This window comes from Diaphorobacter sp. LI3, assembly GCF_022807955.1.
Taxonomy (GTDB): Bacteria; Pseudomonadota; Gammaproteobacteria; order Burkholderiales; family Burkholderiaceae_C; genus Diaphorobacter; species Diaphorobacter nitroreducens.
The window spans coordinates 1,992,732-2,009,936 of record NZ_CP094346.1; the positions used below are offsets into that span (position 1 = coordinate 1,992,732).

Below are 17,205 nucleotides of genomic sequence, written 5' to 3' on the forward strand. Positions count from 1 at the left end.
AAAGGTTGGGACGTTAGCTCAGTTGGTAGAGCAGCGGACTTTTAATCCGTTGGTCACAAGTTCGAATCTTGTACGTCCTACCAAGAATTTGGTTATGAATCAAGCACTTAGAGCAGAAATGCCTAAGTGCTTTTTTCTTGTCTGAGCGCCATTGCTACTCTATTGCTACCGGCTAGAGTGATGGCTATTGACCATGCTCGTGGCTGCTACCATGCATGCATGAAGAATGCCGAGCCGGAGCCATCCCCACCTGCGGTCCAGTTGCTGCGTTACGCGCTGAGCCTGGACTTATCGGCCACCTACACGCCAGACGGCCAAGTCATCATTTCCAAGGGTGCTGCGCCCGCAGTGGCTTTGAGTGATCCCTGCGCAGCGTCGGAAGACTTCGTTGCCGACGATGCCAACGAAGACGCCGATTTTGCTGAGGAGCTGCACCGTATCGAGTATTGGGCAAAGTGGACGGTCGCCGATGACTACCCCTCCGCCGATGATCAAAACTGGCGGCGTTGGGCTTGGGAATTTTTGCGCCGCAACGAGCAATACGCGCTGCTCGCGACGTGGATGAACAGCCTGCCGGATGGCACCAGACTGCGGGAAGAGTCTAAAGCTGACGACCTGCTCGAACATGTGCTTTGCGACCCGGCCCCATTGGCCGGGCAGCGAACTGTCGGCGACTACAGGGAGCATTGCCGAGCTAATGGTATTCATGCCGTAATCGCTATGCCAATCCTTGTTTTACGGCATTGCTGGGGTATCAACCGCCCACTGTCGCCCAAGGAAGAATTTCTCGATCTAAGTCGTGAAGAGCAGGACTCTTTCTTTTGTGCAAATACGCCAAAAATAGTCACTCCGGCGCATTTTACTCATGACGCATGGCTCCCTGATTTCCCGTTTCAAGAAGTTCAGAGTGTATTGTTAAGTAATGAAATATTGCTCAAATTTGATCTAAACGAGCCGCTCGAAGGACAATTTGAAAGAGCATCTGAACGCCTCCGTGAGTTGAGGCAAATATATTTCATGAAATTACGCCTGGAGATGATGGCGCCGGGTGACTGGGATTCAATTGATAAAGATTTAGGGTTTGTATCAGACCCCAAAAATTATACTAAGGCGCTGCAACTTCAACTGCGAATTTTTGATGCTGCAAACATCAACGGTGGCTTCTTGACTGGAAGGCTGCGGCGGAATTTGGTTGAGATATTTTCGGAGGAGCTTTATTCTCGGGGGCGTGAATTCGATTCCTCTTTTTTGCCAGCAGTAGTCAACGAGAGAAGAATAACGGATTGGTACTCCGCTGCCTTAAATATTGTTGGTGGAAACTACAAGGCGTTGGTGAGGTATAAGCCGCTGAGTGTGGCGCAAAAGCAAAGAATGCGTGATAGGAAGCAGGAGGCTGATCGGAACTAACATTAATTCGATTTTTTCTAAGCGCTACAATTTTATTAATGATAAATCTGAGCCATTCGATGATAATGCTGCATCGCAACATGCGCAGCTTGAGATTGGATTTAAATATTGTATAATAGATTTTATTTTGCGTTAAAAAGCAAAATGTGGCGAATCAATACATGTTGCTCGCTTGAGCGTCACTGCTCAGATGGTTAGTGACCAAAACTCCGGCAACGCTGCCACGTCGGTGCTTGACCCTTGCGGTCGAAACGGATCAGCTTACGCCGTAAGCGAAACAGCCTACCGCCGCCATCACATGAGCCGCCTCCTGCATCGCATTGGGGTAGTTCTGCCCCGCTTGTTGGACGGCCAAGACCTGATCCGAGAAAGTCGGGCTATCGAGCAGATGTGCTGGCGTGAACTCGGAGACGAAAAGCAGCCCATTTTCGATGGCGACCTGCCGGATTTTTTGATGGTCGATGCGGACGGTCACCACGTTGATTTGTCGATCCCAACGGACCCGGTGGAACTGGCCGGTCGGCTGGCTGCCTTGGCGCCATCACCACCGCCAACATCGTCGTCCATCGGCACGAATCTCGACACGCTGGCAAGGCTGCTGAACCTCACACCTTTCGAGTCCCTGTGGCTGCGGTGGTCCTACTGCGTCCGGTGCTTCGGCCGTGCGATCTTGCCAGCCAGCCCATTGCGTGACGCTACTCACGGCTGCAACGTGCTGGCGCTGTTGTGCGATATGCCAGTGGACGCTGTGCGAGATGCCATGGCATCGCGCCGGTTGCACACCTGGGGCTTGCTGGATGGCGGTGATACCGATGGTGCGATGCCATGCATGCTTAGTGGGTGGTTGTCGGCCACCGAGCAGTTTTCAGAGTGGATCGAGCAGCCCTATGACTCGGACACTGACCTGATGATAGCGCTCTGCCTGGCGCAAGTTTCGTTGCCAGCCTCTCGCTGAGGCCACGTCTCTCGGCGGCTGCTTTTCTGCGGCCGCACTGATTTCTCTCACCCGCGTTTTCTATCCGGTACCTGTTTGCGGAGGACTACGCACGCCCGTTGTCGCCGTTTTGTTTCGTTCCACATCCAAGGAGATTTCCATGACCACAACACCCACGTCCACAACCAATGTGGCGGCTTCTGCACCGACCACCCCCACGATCATCTATTCCAATACCGCCCAGTTCCCGCTGGGTCAGATCCTCGCCACGACGGGTGCGTTGGAACTACTGCAAGAAACTGGCTTCAGCGCAGCCGCTTTGATCTCGCGGCATGTTCACGGAAGTTGGGGCGATCTGTCTGAAGAAGACCGCGCTGAAAACGAGTTTGCCGTGACGCGACGCCTGCGGATTCTGAGTTGCTACCGGCTGGTGGATGCCGAGCGGCTGGCGGCTACGCCATTGGAAAAGCGCAGTGCACTGCCCACCCTTTGGATCATCACGGAAGCCGACCGCAGTGTCACCACGCTGTTGCGTCCAGATGAGTATTGAAATGTCCAAAGCGATCTCATTGAATCGCCCGGCAGTGTCCTATCGGTTCCAGCGTGTGTTTCCGGGATTGCTAACTGGGCACGCGCTGACCGTGCAGACCAAGCGCCAAGAGCCGGTGCGGTTTTTCATGCAGCAATCTGACCTTGACGGAGCCTGCGGGGTACATATCGCGGCGATGATTTTGGCGATTTACGATCTCGCAAAACCGTCTGCTCTGCACGAGATGAGCCACAGAAAATCGGGTGTTGCTGCAACAGTTTGGCAAGCGTTTCAGCACACATATTTTTCCGGAGTAAACCCCGAAGAGTGGGGGGAACTGATGGATGGCCTTGACCTGCCGCTGTTTCTGACAGCCAAGTACGGCATGCAAGACAACGCCGATGGTCATGCCCTTGAATGGCTGATGCGGGGCGGCGATCTGGTGGCGCTGGCATTCGCTTCGGTCAAGCACCGCAGAACCAAGCACTGGGCGCTGGCAGTTGGCGTGGAAGGTGCTGCGGTCGGCAAAGTGCATACGCCGGACACTATTCTCTTGCTCGACCCCAGCGCCAGCGAGCCGGGTTTTGCGCCCTTCAACGCGCGGCTGCGTTTGCCAACATCCGGTCCCGGCAGTCGGCGAGCCCCACCGAATCTCCCCAAGCCCTCGGAAGATGGCAAGCGAAAGCCGGTGCACTGGTTGTACGAGGCAGCGGAGTGGAATGCCGAAGAAGTTCGTTTGCTGGCCGCTGTACGGCTGCAACTGAAGGTGGCAGCGTGAAGCGCACTCGGATGCGGCGTCAGGTCCTCAAAATCGTCGCTGGCATGGCGTTGTCACCGTGGCCACTGCCTGCGGCATCCACCCCAACCGACAGGGTTCAGCAGACGGTAGCGGAGCTGCTGGCGGCAACGGAAGAAGGCTCCATATTGCAGATCGACCTGGAAGATTTGCGCGACACGCTGAAGCTCTGCGGCAGTTCCCCCGTGAGCTTCACGGTGACCAACCACGACGCGGACAAGGTGCTTGATGCTTGCCGCGATGCATTGGCACGGATACCGACGCACAACAAAGCAGCCGCTGTGGTGGTGTGCAGCGGATACGGCAAGAGCTTTCGACTGGGCCATTGCGCAGAGGTCTTCGAGGTGGTCCGGCGCGCCATGGACGAATCAGCGTGTTTGGTGTTCGGCGCGGTATTCGACCCCATGCTGGTGGACGCCATGAGCGTGACGTGGCTGGCTGGCGGACCCGATGGTTTAGCGCAGCGGTGAGCGTCGCGTTCCCTGTGGCCGATCTGCCCCGGTCTTTGCCAACGATGCCTCGTTGATCCGGCGCTTCACAGATGTGCGGCGAAGATTCTTTGGCAGTTGGGCCTCGAAGCCAGCCATCAGTTCCGTGATGGTCATTCCGAGTGACTTTGCCAACGAGTCCAGTACCAGCAACGTAGGTGCAGACAGACCGCGCTCCAACAGCGAGATGTAAGTGCGATCCATGGATGCATCGAAGGCGAGTTCCGCTTGGGACTTGTCACTGTCCTTGCGCACGCTCTTCAGGTACTCACCAAAAGCCACGGCCAGCGGATGACGGTCGGCTGCGACCATCTTCTTGGCGGTGGTTGGTGTGGATTCCATTGAGGCAAAAATGCATCAATGACGACTTAAATACGACAGAGTTAATTCTTCATTGTGAGAAACTTCCAGATACAGAAAGAGGATGGAGATGACAGCAAAACTTAAAAGCGTGGCCTGGGGTTGCATTGCCCTGGTGTGCGGTTCTGTTTCCGCGCAGATTCGTGATGGCGCCTATACCGGAACAATCGACTGTGGTCCTTTGATCACCAACCCCCAGCAGGGCGCGTGGAGTCAGCCCGTTCAACTGACCGTCTCGGGCCAAAGCGTGGCCTGGGAACGGCTGGACAGTCGGCTGTCCGAGTCGGGCTCCGGCATGCTGCGCAATGGCCGCGTGAGCTTCAATCTGGATGGCCGCTGGAACCCCGGACAGCGCAGTACCGGCCAGTGGCGCAACGTGGTCATGCTGGAGTGGAAGGACTCCGCACTATCCGGGCCTGCCACCATCTTCTCTGCCAATGGCGAGCAGCGTTTGCGCGATTGTTCAGTGCGGGTTGCGATACCGGGGGTCACTGATACCACGGCGGGAGCGTCACGCAGGGCTGCACAGCCAGCGGCGAATACACCGCAGGTGCTTTCAGGGCTTCCAGCTGCAGCGGCGGCAGTTGTCAAGTCGGCCGTGACACTGCCCCCGGTGTCCGCCTCTGCTGCTGTCGCTGAGCGTGCCCTGCGCGATCAGGAAGCCAACCGGGAGAAAGATGCGCTGCGTGAGCGTGCCATTCGAGAAAACGATGAGCGCATAGCTCGCCAAAGGGAAGCTCAACGGCGAGAGGACGAGCAGGCGCAACGAGTGGCGCAGGTGCGCAGCGAGGCACGCCGTCGTGATGAGACTAGCTGGGAGCAGCAGCGCCAAGAAGACCAGCGCAAATACGAGGCCGAGCGCAAGGCGAAGGAAGAACAAGAGAACCAGCGCCAGCTTGCGTGGAAGCAAAAGGAAGCGCGTGATGCCCAGGAGCGCGCTGCAGAACAGGCCAAGTACGAAGCGCGGGCCAAAACCGCAGCTACGCGCCATGCAGATCGCATCAAGGCCCTTGGCCTGCCTTCAGCGTTCATCAATGCCACCCTGTATGTCAACAATATGGGCAACTGGGAGCCTCTTCTTCCTTGTGCGCAGTGGCTGGGCCTTCTGTTCGATAACCCCAAGATTGCATCGGTGCAGGCGATTTCGGTGCGCGGAATGCCCGGCGTCACCGTCAAGCGCACAGGACAACCCGCGACCGGCGCTGTTTTTCGCATGGAGGGCAATGAAGCCTATGTCTGGGGCGCGGTTGCCGAGGGCAAGGCTGAAGAAGTCCGAACACCGCATGAGCACACCCTCATGGGGATGGCTCTCAAGGAAATCACCATCGACCGAGGCAAGCCATGACGCCTGTGGCACGAGCCCTTTCTCCCGCACGCGGCCCTGCGCCGATCTATAAATTCCTGCACCACGCCAATCACCATGAAACATCAACACAGCTTTGTCATGCCTATCTTCCGACGAACCATCCCTGCGTCTTTGCTGTCAGTCACTTTTATTGCGGCGTTGTCCGCCTGCGGTGGTGGTGGGGGCGGTGACAACAGCGCACCGACCACGCCTGTGGCTCTCACACTGGCGGCTGCTCCGGCCATTGCACCGGCCAACGGAACCACTGGTGCAGACTATGTGCCTGCGGTGCAGTTCACGGCTAGCAAGGCCCTGGCTGCTGCCGGTATCAAATTGGTCTGCGATGGGGTGGCCGTGGCGGGCAAGACCACTGTCTCCGGCGCCGTGGCAACATTCAAGCCAGATGCTCCAGGAGTTGCCGCCAATGCGCAGTGCACGGCTACGGTGGACGCGACAGCGACGAAAGATGCAGCCGGAACAGTGTTCACCGGACCAACGGCCCTAACGAGTTTCACAGTGAAAGCGCTGGCATGCCCTGGTGGCACGGCCAACACCCCTCCGTCGTTCAATGGCGCGGCGTTGGTGGCTGCCTGTGGCAATGTGTTCGTTGAGCCCGCCGTTGCCAAGAATCTCTGGCCAGGGATCGTCAATGGCATCCAGGCAGCCCTGGAGATGGATCGCAAGGTCTACGGCCAATTGCAATCGGCTCAGCCGGATGTGCTGGTGTGCCAGTCAGGAAGCTGCGCAGACTACTTCGCCGGACCTCGTCGGCGTAATGTCACGCTGTACCCGAACACGTATGCGGGCCAGTATGTGGCGCCGCGCATGACTGTGGTGCTCACGTCACCGAACTGGACGCAGAACCCTTATGTGCTGGCCCATGAGTTCTCGCATGTGGAGGTGGCAACGCGCACTGGTGGCAAGCACGTGCCAGCCTGGTTCGATGAGGGTCTGGCGACCTATATCGCTGGTGAGCCGATCTGTACGAACGTCACAGGCAAGGGCATCGACGATCTGCGCAAGCTCGATCTGGAGACAGATTGGGTTGCTTACACGGGGCCGGAAGATGTGTTCTTCAAGACGTACTGCCAAGCACGTGCGGAAGTGGCTGCTTGGATCGGCAAGCGCGGCAATGCCGGAGTGGTGCAACTGCTGGATGCGGTGCGACAGGGACAGTCGTTCGCGGGGCAGTATGGAGCAATGCTGACGCAATAAAGCTAGCGGCCCCCTATCGCTGGCGGATGATTTGCAAGTTTTTTTGCGGCAATGACCAGCGGTTACGGTCGCTGTTTCAGCAATCACCGTTGCAGTCGAAACCGTCAAGTTTAGTGATTGAGAGCGTGAGATGCGACTCGCGCTGATTGTGGCGGTCAATGACTGAATTTGGTGTGAGAGACGGTACCGGAGATCGTCAAATTGGCCGTTTTGAGCGAATTTCGATGGTGGCGTGTGGCTCTCCAGCGCCAACCATCGAAAGCGCGCCAAATCGCGTTTAAATTGATTTCATATTGTGATATTTGGCGGTGACCGGAGCGTTGAACGTGTCGTTGCTTGTTTATTGACTTTTGCGTTTCCGGTGTCAGCTCCTTTGCAAAGGGCATCCCATTTGTGGGCGTAGCTTTTGAAGCCGGTACCGTGGATCAAAACCTCACGAATGGTTTTCATTGCACGGCGCTGAAGTTCGACGCTGGGCTCTCCACGAATATCAATGCCGGTTTTCGCCAAGATGGTTTTGTGCGTGGCCGCAAACGTGCTGTGACTATCAGTGAATACCGTCCGATGCCCGCCAAGCCACAAGAGCAATTTCATTTGTTGAACGCTTGTGAGTTTGCCGAGGTGCTCAATGTTGGGCACCACACCGCCTGCGGTGGAGAGGCGGTCGATCCACACTTGCATCCGCTGGCGGGCAGCTTCAACGTTCCATGCCAGCGGGTCATTCAGGCCAAGGCGCTTGAGTTCAGGTGCGCGCAACACGAGTTCCATGCGCGCACAGTTTTGGACTTTGGCAATCAGATAGTCCCGACCGTAGACATTAGCGGGCAGGCCACGGCCGCGCTTCTTGATCTCAAAATCCTTGCGATAGATCCTGAACGTCCAACGGTTACTGTGCTGGCCAGCATAGACGGTTTCATCACCGTACGAACCGGGGTCCTTAGCTTTTGCGTACATCAGGCTGCGAATGGCTGCAATGAGAGCGGCTGCGCGCTCGGGTGTCCCGCAGGCGCAATGCAGGGCATAGTCCACGCGCTTCATCTCGAACTTCCCGCGATTGATTTTGCGGCGTTCTGCTGCCGTGGGCTCGATTCTCATCTGCTCAAGGACAGCAAATATCAGTTGTTTACAGGGCTCGAATAGCGCTTCCACACCAACAATGTTCTGGCCGGTCAAGAACTTGGGAATGGATGCCTCGATCATCAGCTTGGTGCCTTTTTCACGGCTGAAAACACGGGCCTTGATCGTGGCAGAGAACGGCGAGTGGACTTGAAGCTGGTAGTTGCCGTGCCAAGTGATGTTTGGGTTGTTCTGCGCAATCTTCCGGAGGGACTTGTGGCCCACATCAATGAGTACCGCAACGGTATCAATCAGACATGAAAAGAACGGTTTCCAGTCCAACGCCGGTTTGAGCACCGTGGTTGCCAGCGGAAAGCGCATGCTCGGCTTCACCAGCGTGGCCAGGTGCTCTGGCACTGCCCGTTTGGGCACGGTGAGCTTGTGGGCACGGCCAACAGTCACCGATGCGCGTTTTGCTGGCGCTTGTGCATTGGAAGACCAGAGGGAGTTACTGATGGGGATGGGCTCGTGTTTACGAAGACGTTTTGAGGATTTCATCATCGTTTTCCAAAATTGAATGTATTCGTGGTTTGTTGCGTATTACGGGGCGGTCTCAAATCTGAAGTGCAACACCGCTGGTTGATATTCAATGAATGGTAGCGGAGCTTTTCTCGGCGATAGCCGCCATGAATCGCTGAAAAGCCTGGTAGGGAGAATCCCAGCCGAGAGTCTGACGAGGACGGTTGTTCATCAGATCGGCCATGGAGTCCAGCGCATCCTGGTCATGCATGCTCAGGTCTGTGCCCTTGGGCATGAACTGGCGCAGCAGCCCATTCGTGTTCTCACAACTGCCTTTTTGCCAAGGGCTGTGCGGATCACAAAAGTACACCCGCATGCCAAGGGCTTGGGCGAGTTCCTTGTGCCGGGCCATCTCCTTGCCCTGGTCGTAGGTGAGCGTCTGGCGCATCGGCTGTGCGATCTGGCGCAGCTTGTTGGTGAACGCGGCCAGCGCACTGTCTGCGGATGCGTCAGGCATCTTGCACAGCAGCACCAAGCGCGTTGAGCGCTCTACCAGCACACCCACCGCCGATTGGTTGCCAGCACCCTTGATCAGATCCCCCTCCCAATGCCCCGGGATCACGCGATCATTGACCTCGGGTGGGCGAACATGGATAGAGACCATGTCTGGAATCTGACCACGCCGATCAGAGCCTGCTGAACGCGGGCGGCGTGTACTCTTGCCTTGGCGCAGCAGTGCGATGAGCTGGCGGCGCAACTCACCGCGTGGGTATGCATAGATGGCGGTGTAGATGCTCTCGTGCGAGGCATGCATGGTTGGGTCCTGGGGATACATGCGCTGGAGTGTGCGTGCAATCTGCTGGGGCGACCACAGCCAGCACAGCATGGTGGTCACAAGAGTCCACAACGCCCCGCAGCTGTGCAGCTTGGGGTATGGCTTGGCCTGAATGCGCCGCAGCTGGCACAGACGCTGCGCAGGCGCGCTGGCGTAACCGCCGTGGCAGGCGTTGCGCCGCAACTCACGGCTGATGGTGCTGGGGCTGCGGCCTTGAAGGCGGGCTATGGCCCTGATGCTCCAGCCCTGCTGGCGCAGCGATGCCAGCGTCACTCTGTCTTCTGGCTGCAAGTGCTCGTATCTCGTTCCCATTTGCGTACATTACCCTTGGTGAGGGTGTTGCACTTCAGATTTGAGACCGCCCGGTGATCAGCGGCAAGAGTGATCCGGGGTCTGTATTCCAGCCTTTTCACGCACTCTTGCGCAGGCTCTGAGTTGTGGCTTGTCTCTCCAAATGGACGTGACAACGTGACAAGCCTAGTCCGCCGTTTCACCGTCAAAGCGGACAGAGGCACGGATCGCATAAAAGCGTTTACGCAGCTTTTCTTCCATGGGCAGTCGTACTTGCATTTGCCAGCCCTCGCTGTTTTTCACCAAATAGCCCGCTTCATACAGCTTCTGCAACGCCATCTGGAGGCCGAATTTCTCGGTCAGAAGGGCCTCCAGCACCCCAGGCAAGAGCAGATAAACCATCTCACCGCCGCTGCCTTTGGTGTAGCCCATGACATTGCTTTGATCCGAGCGTCCGAACATGGCAAGGGCCGGGAAACGGTTGGCATTGCGGTCGATGAAGTCACGGACGGTCGTGATCACTTTTTCGCCGATGGGCGTGGTGTGGTGGGCTTGGCGAGCGGCATGCTCACGCAGAACCAGGCGCACGGCCTTGAGCACCACCTCAGGCTTGAGTTTGAGCACCTTGAGATTGATTGCCAACCAGCCCGTCACGACCCAGACCGCCAATCCGCTGACTAGGCGCAGCGTGACCCGATCTTTAATGTCCAAGCCTTCCAGCAGCCCGGTCTCTGCTTCCTTCAGCTTCTGGGGAAGCCAGGCGCGAATTTTGCCGGGAGGCTGCTTGGCAATGGCGGCGATCCACTCGGCCCAGGGCGCACCGTAGTGCTCCCCACACGCTCGCTTGAGTTGATTCGCAAATTCATGCGCCTGCATGCCCTCTGGCAGAGTGTGAAAGGCACCGTTCGGCCCCTGCAGTACCAACTCGAAGCAACGAGCGGAGAAGCCCTCCGGCAAGCTCATCTTGGAGTCGCCGAACATTTCCATGAACGACATTTCCGACGAAAAGCTCACACCGCATGACAGTTCATCGCCTGCCTGGACTTTCTGGTTGGCCGTGCTGGTTAGGCGCTGCCCGCCATTGGCAACCAGGAAGCAGAGTCCCATCAGCCCCTTCATGTCTTCCGCTTTGTGAACGTCTTGGAAGAATACGGGCGCGTCCGGGTGCTGCTCCATCTTCACGCGCAGGCCATTGGTGGTGCCCGATGCGTCGTCGATCTTGTCCGCGCGCTCACGGACACTGCGGCCCGCCTGCTGCAGCGTGGTCTTGCCCATGCTGCTTGGGGCCACGATCATCAAGATGAGGATCTGCAGTCCCAGCGCGCGGGCCAGCGCTGGAGACAGTGCGGCCAGCACCGATACCAGCATGTAGGGGTTGCCCGGCAGATGGATGCCAATGGCTTTCTGCCAACTGGCGAGGTCTCCGGACGGTGGGTCAATGCCGCCCGCCTCATTGATCACTACAACGGACAAAGGCGGCTTGTGGCCAAAGAAGTAGGGCTTCTCGTGCATAACGTAGAAGCCATAGCGCTGGCCTTGCAACTGCAGGCTGTGAAAGCCTTCGCGGCGGGCGACGTACACCTCCTTGTCCGCAGACTCTGGCAGGATCGCCGCCATGGTGCGCAGCCCCTTCGGCGACATGAAGCTGGACATTCCGGCGCGTACGGCGAAATGCGCCAACCCCTCGCAACGGCCAAGTGCCAGTTCTTTTACATCCAGGGTGGCGTGGACCTCATTGCCGCGTTTGTCCGTCGCCTTTACCAGCAATTGTCCCGACAACTCCCCCTTGTCATTCACTACTTGGTTGACCGAGAGCAGGTTCTTCGGCAAATCGGGGCTCAGCCTGGTAGCGGCGGGCTTGGACGAGGGCTTTTGCTTTTTCGGTTTGCTTTTAGCCGCAGGGGTAGCGGCTTCCTTCTTGTTGTGATCGTCTGCTTTGGCTGTCTGGTTCATGGCCTTAATCCTTCGCGACGATCATGCTCATATGGGATTGAAGGAACTTGGCCACTACCTCATCGGTGTAGCGCACCGTTTTACCAATCTTGATGTAGGGAAGCTCTTTCTTGAATTTGCCCAAATAGCGCCACTGCGCGGGCGTTCTGGGGTGGATTTTCAAAAGTGCCGTCAAGTCTGCGTCAGACCATAGTTTTCCAGGGACAACCAGTCCTTCAGTGGATTTTTGAGTCACGTTATTTGCGCGATTGCGCGCCCGTTCAAAATTAATACATGGCATCTGTCGATGCCGCTTGAACGTTTGTTTACCGCTTGGGTTGTTATTGTTGAAGCAGGGGCTTGAAGAGCCGGGCCGAAGCAGCACCCCTCCGTTTGTCTCAGCATGGACGCTGCGATAAGCGGAGAGCCCTAGTCTTGTGCCTCTACTCTTGGCTTCGGTTTCTGCTGGTTCGCATGGTCGCGCAGGTCAGCAAAATTCTCAAAAAAAGTAGCCACCCTCTACTTTTTTGACAGCGATTCGAGGGTGTGCTGGCGGTTTTCTTCGTGCTGTCCGGGATGTGGCTGATGGTGTTTGTGCCGCAGAGCACGTGACAACGTGACAAGCCATAAGCGCAAGCTTGTAACGCTAGCGATTGCTGGCTCTTTTCAGAGTCTCGCCGACAGACACCAGAACAGCGCGACACGTGATGACGCCACTCTGCATCAAGCCAAATAAGAAAGCCGCTCAAAAGCCGTTTTGGTAGCTTCTGGAGTGATTTTTGCTGATAGTTATTTCCAGCGGCGGATGGCGACGCGCAGTAATCTGCTGTCTATTTGAAGTACACGCTATTTGTACAAATCGCGGTGGCTCTTTTTGTGTCAATCTAGAGTGGTTTTGGAATATATTGACAGATTCCAAATTACCTCTTAAATTCTATTAAGACATGTTTAATAGAAAGAGCCAGCCATGACGACGAAACAGCAGATATCCACCACCGGACAAAAAATCGGCTATGTCCGGGTATCCAGTGTGGATCAGAATGATGCGCGCCAGCTAGATGGGCTGGTGCTGGACAAAATATTCACGGACAAGGCCAGCGGCAAAGATGTGCATAGGCCGCAATTGCAGGCAATGCTTAGCCATGTGCGCGAAGGGGATCATGTGTATGTCCACAGCATGGATCGCCTGTCCCGGTCATTGAAAGATTTGCAGGAAGTGGTGGAATTGTTGACGGCGCGCGGGGTGGCTGTGGAGTTCTGCAAGGAGAACCTGAAATTCGAGCGGCCAGGAAGTAATGGCGGTGGCCATACGGCAGCTTATGCCAAGCTGCTGTTGCAGATGCTCGGAGCCGTGGGGGAATTTGAGCGAGCACTGATCCGGGAGCGCCAGCGAGAGGGCATCGCTATTGCCAAGAGCAATGGCGTCTACAAAGGGAGAAAGCCGGTCTTGGATGAGTCTTCGATAGTCAGACTGCAGGAAATGTCCGCAAGCGGTATGCCGAAGATACAAATAGCCAAAGCACTCAAGATATCTAGGGCCAGTGTTTATCAATATCTAAAATTTGAGTGATTTTTTGCGTACGCCTTGAACAATATTTTTGAATTAATTGAAAGGAAAATCGATATTGCATAAATAAGCTGCTATCCAGCTTATGGGAATTCCTGATGGAGCGTTACGCCGACGCTTTGCCAAATTCCATGGCCTTGATTTTGCGGAATGTGGGGTGCAATATCATTTACAGAAAGCTCGATTAATTTTTTTTCAGGCAGCAGCCACACATGGAATTGATAGTGTGGCGCACTGCTGATCGCAGTTTCCCATTCGTTGCGTGTAATAAAAATTTGAACTAATTCGCGGCTACATGACTTCACTTCAATGAGTTTACTCACTGGTTCGGTCAAGCCAGTGTCATACGACTGAACGTCATATCCGGCCGTGTTATCTTCGATAGCTATCCATTTTGGATGCCGTTCAATACCTAGACGCGCAAGGCGTTTGCGTTCAAACGCTAGCGTCAATTGCTCGGCTTCCCGGCCTTGCTGAAGTTTACTGTCGTTCTCTCTAGCGCGTGCGACCTGTGCTAGTCCGTCCCACCACGCAAGGACTTCGGCCGTCGGCATATCAACGAACAAGCCAGCCGCCTCGAAGCATTGCGCTTCGTTCGGATTCAATGCTGCCCTGAGTCGCTCTCGACCTAGTGGGGCAAGCCTTGTCCACCATGGTCGATGCCGTTTGACGACGCTGGAGATGGTCTCCCGAAACAGGGGAGCAATATGCTCATGGGTATATTCGTTAGGAATGAGTGTGTATAAAGTTGTCGCCGCCCCGTAGTCATGATGAGCATCGTCGGCGGATAGTCGACGCACGGCATGTGCCGCCTCGGGAATGGGAACATTCGGGTGAATTGCCGCGTATCGACGGAGGGCAACCAAACCCCAAAATGCGCTCATCGTTAGAAGCGGTTCATTGCTCGCCTCAGCCACTTTATGGCTCCTCGTCTACGAACTGCGGTTCGCGTCCTTCAAGTTCGGCGATTAAATCGACGAGATCTGCAAGCTCAATACCGTAGTTGACAGGGTCTACTGAATTCTCTTCATCTAGCGCGATTTCGTGAAGATCAGGGTCATCTAGCAATTGCTGAAGATTGCGGAGTTTGTTCGCAAGGCGGCGGCTGACAGAGTAGTCTATGCTGCCAATGCCTTTCGGGGCAACCGTTTGGAAAATATGAATATTGGTTTCGACATCTGGCGGTAGGCCAAGTCGATGAATACGATCGATCGATTGAAGATAGTGCGTCGTGTTATAGCTTCGATCTAGATAGATTGCGTCATGGCAAACTTTGTGAAGACTGATGCCCTCGCCCGCGGCGGCAGGATTGGCAATAATGACTGAGCAAGCGGCATCCTCGTGAAACCGCTTTATCCGATTTTCACGCGTATCGGCTCCTTCTTCTTCGCCTGTTGGTATTGCACCGTACAAACTCACTGGATTTAGATCGGCGAGCATCACTTCAAGCTGCAGGATCGTGTCTGTAAAAATCGTCCAGATTACGCTCTTGCGGCCATTTCGCGCTAACGTACGCGCAAGGGCGACTACATCTCGCATCTTACGCGATGGCCCCTCTTCAATCACCTTGTCAAGGATTCCCGAATTGATTGTTTTAAGGTTGCCATCCTCTGACATTGAGCGCAAAGCCACCACCGGATTGACGGATAACTGAAGTAACGTCATTACTGACCGCCGCGCCTTATACACGTCGAAGCGGCTTTCTGTCTTTAGTGAACTGAACTGCTTGAGCGCTTCGCTACGCACTATCGCGTACAGGGCTTGTTGACCCGGGTTCATCTCGGAATGGATGAAGTGACGCTTAGGCTTTTTGAGTCCGAGTTCTTCTTTTGTAGTTCGGACATACAAGTTCCCTAATACCTGGCGGGGTTGTGAGCCTTGTCCGATCTTTAGACCCAAACCGGAACCGGGCCAAAGAAAGTCGAGCTGCGATTGAAGATCGGATGGAGCCTGCGGCATAGGGGTGCCGCTCAATATGTCGCGCCTTACCGGCAACGAAGAGATATTTAATAAAATTGAACCTCGCTGCGAGCCCATCCCCGCTTTCATTCGGTGTGATTCGTCAAGAATAAGGTGCACGGGATGGCGCGAGAGGTGCGAACTTATGAGGGGCGGTCTCAAATCTGAAGTGCAACACCCTCACCAAGGGTAATGTACGCAAATGGGAACGAGATACGAGCACTTGCAGCCAGAAGACAGAGTGACGCTGGCATCGCTGCGCCAGCAGGGCTGGAGCATCAGGGCCATAGCCCGCCTTCAAGGCCGCAGCCCCAGCACCATCAGCCGTGAGTTGCGGCGCAACGCCTGCCACGGCGGTTACGCCAGCGCGCCTGCGCAGCGTCTGTGCCAGCTGCGGCGCATTCAGGCCAAGCCATACCCCAAGCTGCACAGCTGCGGGGCGTTGTGGACTCTTGTGACCACCATGCTGTGCTGGCTGTGGTCGCCCCAGCAGATTGCACGCACACTCCAGCGCATGTATCCCCAGGACCCAACCATGCATGCCTCGCACGAGAGCATCTACACCGCCATCTATGCATACCCACGCGGTGAGTTGCGCCGCCAGCTCATCGCACTGCTGCGCCAAGGCAAGAGTACACGCCGCCCGCGTTCAGCAGGCTCTGATCGGCGTGGTCAGATTCCAGACATGGTCTCTATCCATGTTCGCCCACCCGAGGTCAATGATCGCGTGATCCCGGGGCATTGGGAGGGGGATCTGATCAAGGGTGCTGGCAACCAATCGGCGGTGGGTGTGCTGGTAGAGCGCTCAACGCGCTTGGTGCTGCTGTGCAAGATGCCTGACGCATCCGCAGACAGTGCGCTGGCCGCGTTCACCAACAAGCTGCGCCAGATCGCACAGCCGATGCGCCAGACGCTCACCTACGACCAGGGCAAGGAGATGGCCCGGCACAAGGAACTCGCCCAAGCCCTTGGCATGCGGGTGTACTTTTGTGATCCGCACAGCCCTTGGCAAAAAGGCAGTTGTGAGAACACGAATGGGCTGCTGCGCCAGTTCATGCCCAAGGGCACAGACCTGAGCATGCATGACCAGGATGCGCTGGACTCCATGGCCGATCTGATGAACAACCGTCCTCGTCAGACTCTCGGCTGGGATTCTCCCTACCAGGCTTTTCAGCGATTCATGGCGGCTATCGCCGAGAAAAGCTCCGCTACCATTCATTGAATATCAACCAGCGGTGTTGCACTTCAGATTTGAGACCGCCAGGCTAGAAATGCGCACCAACTGGTCATAGCTGATGAGGAAGCGTGTGGCACCACTGTTCAACAGCGAGCCGATCGTTTCAACCCCCGTTGAAAGCAGGGTGAACGGCTCTGTGCCGTGCTCGGGGGCATCCGCTTCCATACAGTCGCGCACAACTTCCTGCCAGGCAAGGAAGGCATTTTTGGGGGCGACAACGAAGAGATGCTGATTCGGCTGACGTGTCAACAAATGCAGCGCGAACGTCACGGTGGTCTTCCCTGCACCAGGAACAGAAAAGTTGGCACCATTACCGAGCGCCAGCAGGTGCGCAAGGTCGCGAAGCTGAAAATCCGTGAGCTTTCGTTTAGCCGGACTGAAGCCTAGGGTCGCGAGGCGGTCGGCAATTTCCTGCGGCGTCAGCGTGAGAGTCAAGGTGCCTCTGCCAGCCTGCACAGCTTTATATTCCCGCAGGAATTGGGCAACACGCTCCTGAGCCTCACCGAGTGGCCGAAATGCAAAATTCTCAGCGCGCTGTAGTGGTGCAAATTCGCGCAGCAATGACAGCAAGCTTGCCCATGGCAGGTCGAGATGATTGGGGCCGATATCGCAGTCCGTTTCGATCGCCAACGCTCGCTGAACGATACGATCCCAGATCGCGGTCATACCCTTCTCTTGCATTGTGAAGGCTCCCCGCACCGGGCCCGCACGGTATGAAATTGAGATTTCAAGCTT

General features: G+C 56.2%; 17 protein-coding genes and 1 tRNA gene. 10 read left to right on the forward strand and 8 right to left on the reverse strand.

What is annotated here, in order from left to right; translation table 11 throughout:
- Positions 1–7: 7 nt before the first annotated feature.
- The 6 genes from MRB47_RS09255 to MRB47_RS09280 all read left to right on the forward strand — a co-directional run bounded on the left by MRB47_RS09255 (position 8) and on the right by MRB47_RS09280 (position 4,136).
- Positions 8–83 (forward strand) — tRNA-Lys (locus MRB47_RS09255).
- A 136-nt stretch (positions 84–219) separates the two neighbouring features.
- Positions 220–1,407, forward strand: coding sequence for a hypothetical protein (locus MRB47_RS09260; protein WP_252102525.1), 1,188 nt, complete (start codon positions 220–222; stop codon positions 1,405–1,407).
- 298 nt (positions 1,408–1,705) lie between these two features.
- Complete coding sequence (locus MRB47_RS09265; protein ID WP_252102526.1) at positions 1,706–2,362, forward strand: hypothetical protein; 657 nt, start codon at positions 1,706–1,708, stop codon at positions 2,360–2,362.
- 139 nt (positions 2,363–2,501) lie between these two features.
- A complete protein-coding gene (locus MRB47_RS09270) occupies positions 2,502–2,891 on the forward strand; it encodes a type I restriction endonuclease subunit M (protein WP_252102527.1) in 390 nt (129 codons plus the stop codon).
- A gap of 1 nt (position 2,892) precedes the next feature.
- Positions 2,893–3,648, forward strand: coding sequence for a hypothetical protein (locus MRB47_RS09275; RefSeq protein WP_252102528.1), 756 nt, complete (start codon positions 2,893–2,895; stop codon positions 3,646–3,648).
- On the forward strand, positions 3,645–4,136 hold the full coding sequence (locus MRB47_RS09280; protein WP_252102529.1) for a hypothetical protein: 492 nt from the start codon (positions 3,645–3,647) through the stop codon (positions 4,134–4,136). The genes MRB47_RS09275 and MRB47_RS09280 overlap by 4 nt, the downstream gene beginning before the upstream one ends.
- On the opposite strand, the gene MRB47_RS09285 is transcribed toward MRB47_RS09280, so the two are convergent.
- Positions 4,122–4,496: a helix-turn-helix domain-containing protein gene (locus MRB47_RS09285; protein ID WP_252102530.1), complete on the reverse strand. Its 375-nt coding sequence runs from the start codon at positions 4,494–4,496 to the stop codon at positions 4,122–4,124. The two genes, MRB47_RS09280 and MRB47_RS09285, sit on opposite strands and share 15 nt — an antisense overlap.
- An 88-nt stretch (positions 4,497–4,584) precedes the next feature.
- Here MRB47_RS09285 and MRB47_RS09290 point away from each other — a divergent pair, with 88 nt between their 5' ends.
- Positions 4,585–5,859, forward strand: coding sequence for a hypothetical protein (locus tag MRB47_RS09290; RefSeq protein ID WP_252102531.1), 1,275 nt, complete (start codon positions 4,585–4,587; stop codon positions 5,857–5,859).
- A 75-nt stretch (positions 5,860–5,934) separates the two neighbouring features.
- A complete protein-coding gene (locus MRB47_RS09295) occupies positions 5,935–7,074 on the forward strand; it encodes an Ig-like domain-containing protein (protein ID WP_252102532.1) in 1,140 nt (379 codons plus the stop codon).
- A 288-nt stretch (positions 7,075–7,362) separates the two neighbouring features.
- On the opposite strand, the gene MRB47_RS09300 is transcribed toward MRB47_RS09295, so the two are convergent.
- From MRB47_RS09300 to MRB47_RS09315, 4 genes are all read right to left on the reverse strand, one after another.
- Positions 7,363–8,688, reverse strand: a complete 1,326-nt coding sequence (locus MRB47_RS09300; protein ID WP_252102533.1) for a phage/plasmid replication protein, II/X family — start codon at positions 8,686–8,688, stop codon at positions 7,363–7,365.
- 88 nt (positions 8,689–8,776) lie between these two features.
- A complete protein-coding gene (locus MRB47_RS09305; RefSeq protein WP_252100635.1) occupies positions 8,777–9,796 on the reverse strand; it encodes an IS30 family transposase in 1,020 nt (339 codons plus the stop codon).
- Positions 9,797–9,961: 165 nt separating this feature from the next.
- Positions 9,962–11,728 (reverse strand): DUF927 domain-containing protein, encoded by a 1,767-nt coding sequence (locus MRB47_RS09310; protein WP_252102534.1) that lies wholly within the window; start codon positions 11,726–11,728, stop codon positions 9,962–9,964.
- A gap of 4 nt (positions 11,729–11,732) precedes the next feature.
- Positions 11,733–12,092 carry a helix-turn-helix domain-containing protein gene (locus MRB47_RS09315; RefSeq protein ID WP_252102535.1) on the reverse strand — a complete coding sequence of 120 codons (360 nt, stop codon included), beginning with the start codon at positions 12,090–12,092 and terminating at the stop codon, positions 11,733–11,735.
- Between the two features lie 582 nt (positions 12,093–12,674).
- Between MRB47_RS09315 and MRB47_RS09320 the strand changes: the two genes are divergently transcribed.
- Positions 12,675–13,277: a recombinase family protein gene (locus MRB47_RS09320; RefSeq protein ID WP_252102536.1), complete on the forward strand. Its 603-nt coding sequence runs from the start codon at positions 12,675–12,677 to the stop codon at positions 13,275–13,277.
- An 80-nt stretch (positions 13,278–13,357) separates the two neighbouring features.
- Here MRB47_RS09320 and MRB47_RS09325 read toward each other — a convergent pair whose 3' ends face one another.
- Positions 13,358–14,191 carry a DUF3883 domain-containing protein gene (locus MRB47_RS09325; protein WP_252102537.1) on the reverse strand — a complete coding sequence of 278 codons (834 nt, stop codon included), beginning with the start codon at positions 14,189–14,191 and terminating at the stop codon, positions 13,358–13,360.
- Position 14,192: 1 nt separating this feature from the next.
- On the reverse strand, positions 14,193–15,353 hold the full coding sequence (locus MRB47_RS09330) for a DEAD/DEAH box helicase (RefSeq protein WP_252102538.1): 1,161 nt from the start codon (positions 15,351–15,353) through the stop codon (positions 14,193–14,195).
- An 82-nt stretch (positions 15,354–15,435) separates the two neighbouring features.
- Here MRB47_RS09330 and MRB47_RS09335 point away from each other — a divergent pair, with 82 nt between their 5' ends.
- On the forward strand, positions 15,436–16,455 hold the full coding sequence (locus tag MRB47_RS09335) for an IS30 family transposase (RefSeq protein ID WP_252100635.1): 1,020 nt from the start codon (positions 15,436–15,438) through the stop codon (positions 16,453–16,455).
- 3 nt (positions 16,456–16,458) lie between these two features.
- On the opposite strand, the gene MRB47_RS09340 is transcribed toward MRB47_RS09335, so the two are convergent.
- Positions 16,459–17,136, reverse strand: coding sequence for a hypothetical protein (locus MRB47_RS09340; RefSeq protein ID WP_252102539.1), 678 nt, complete (start codon positions 17,134–17,136; stop codon positions 16,459–16,461).
- Positions 17,137–17,205: the final 69 nt, after the last annotated feature.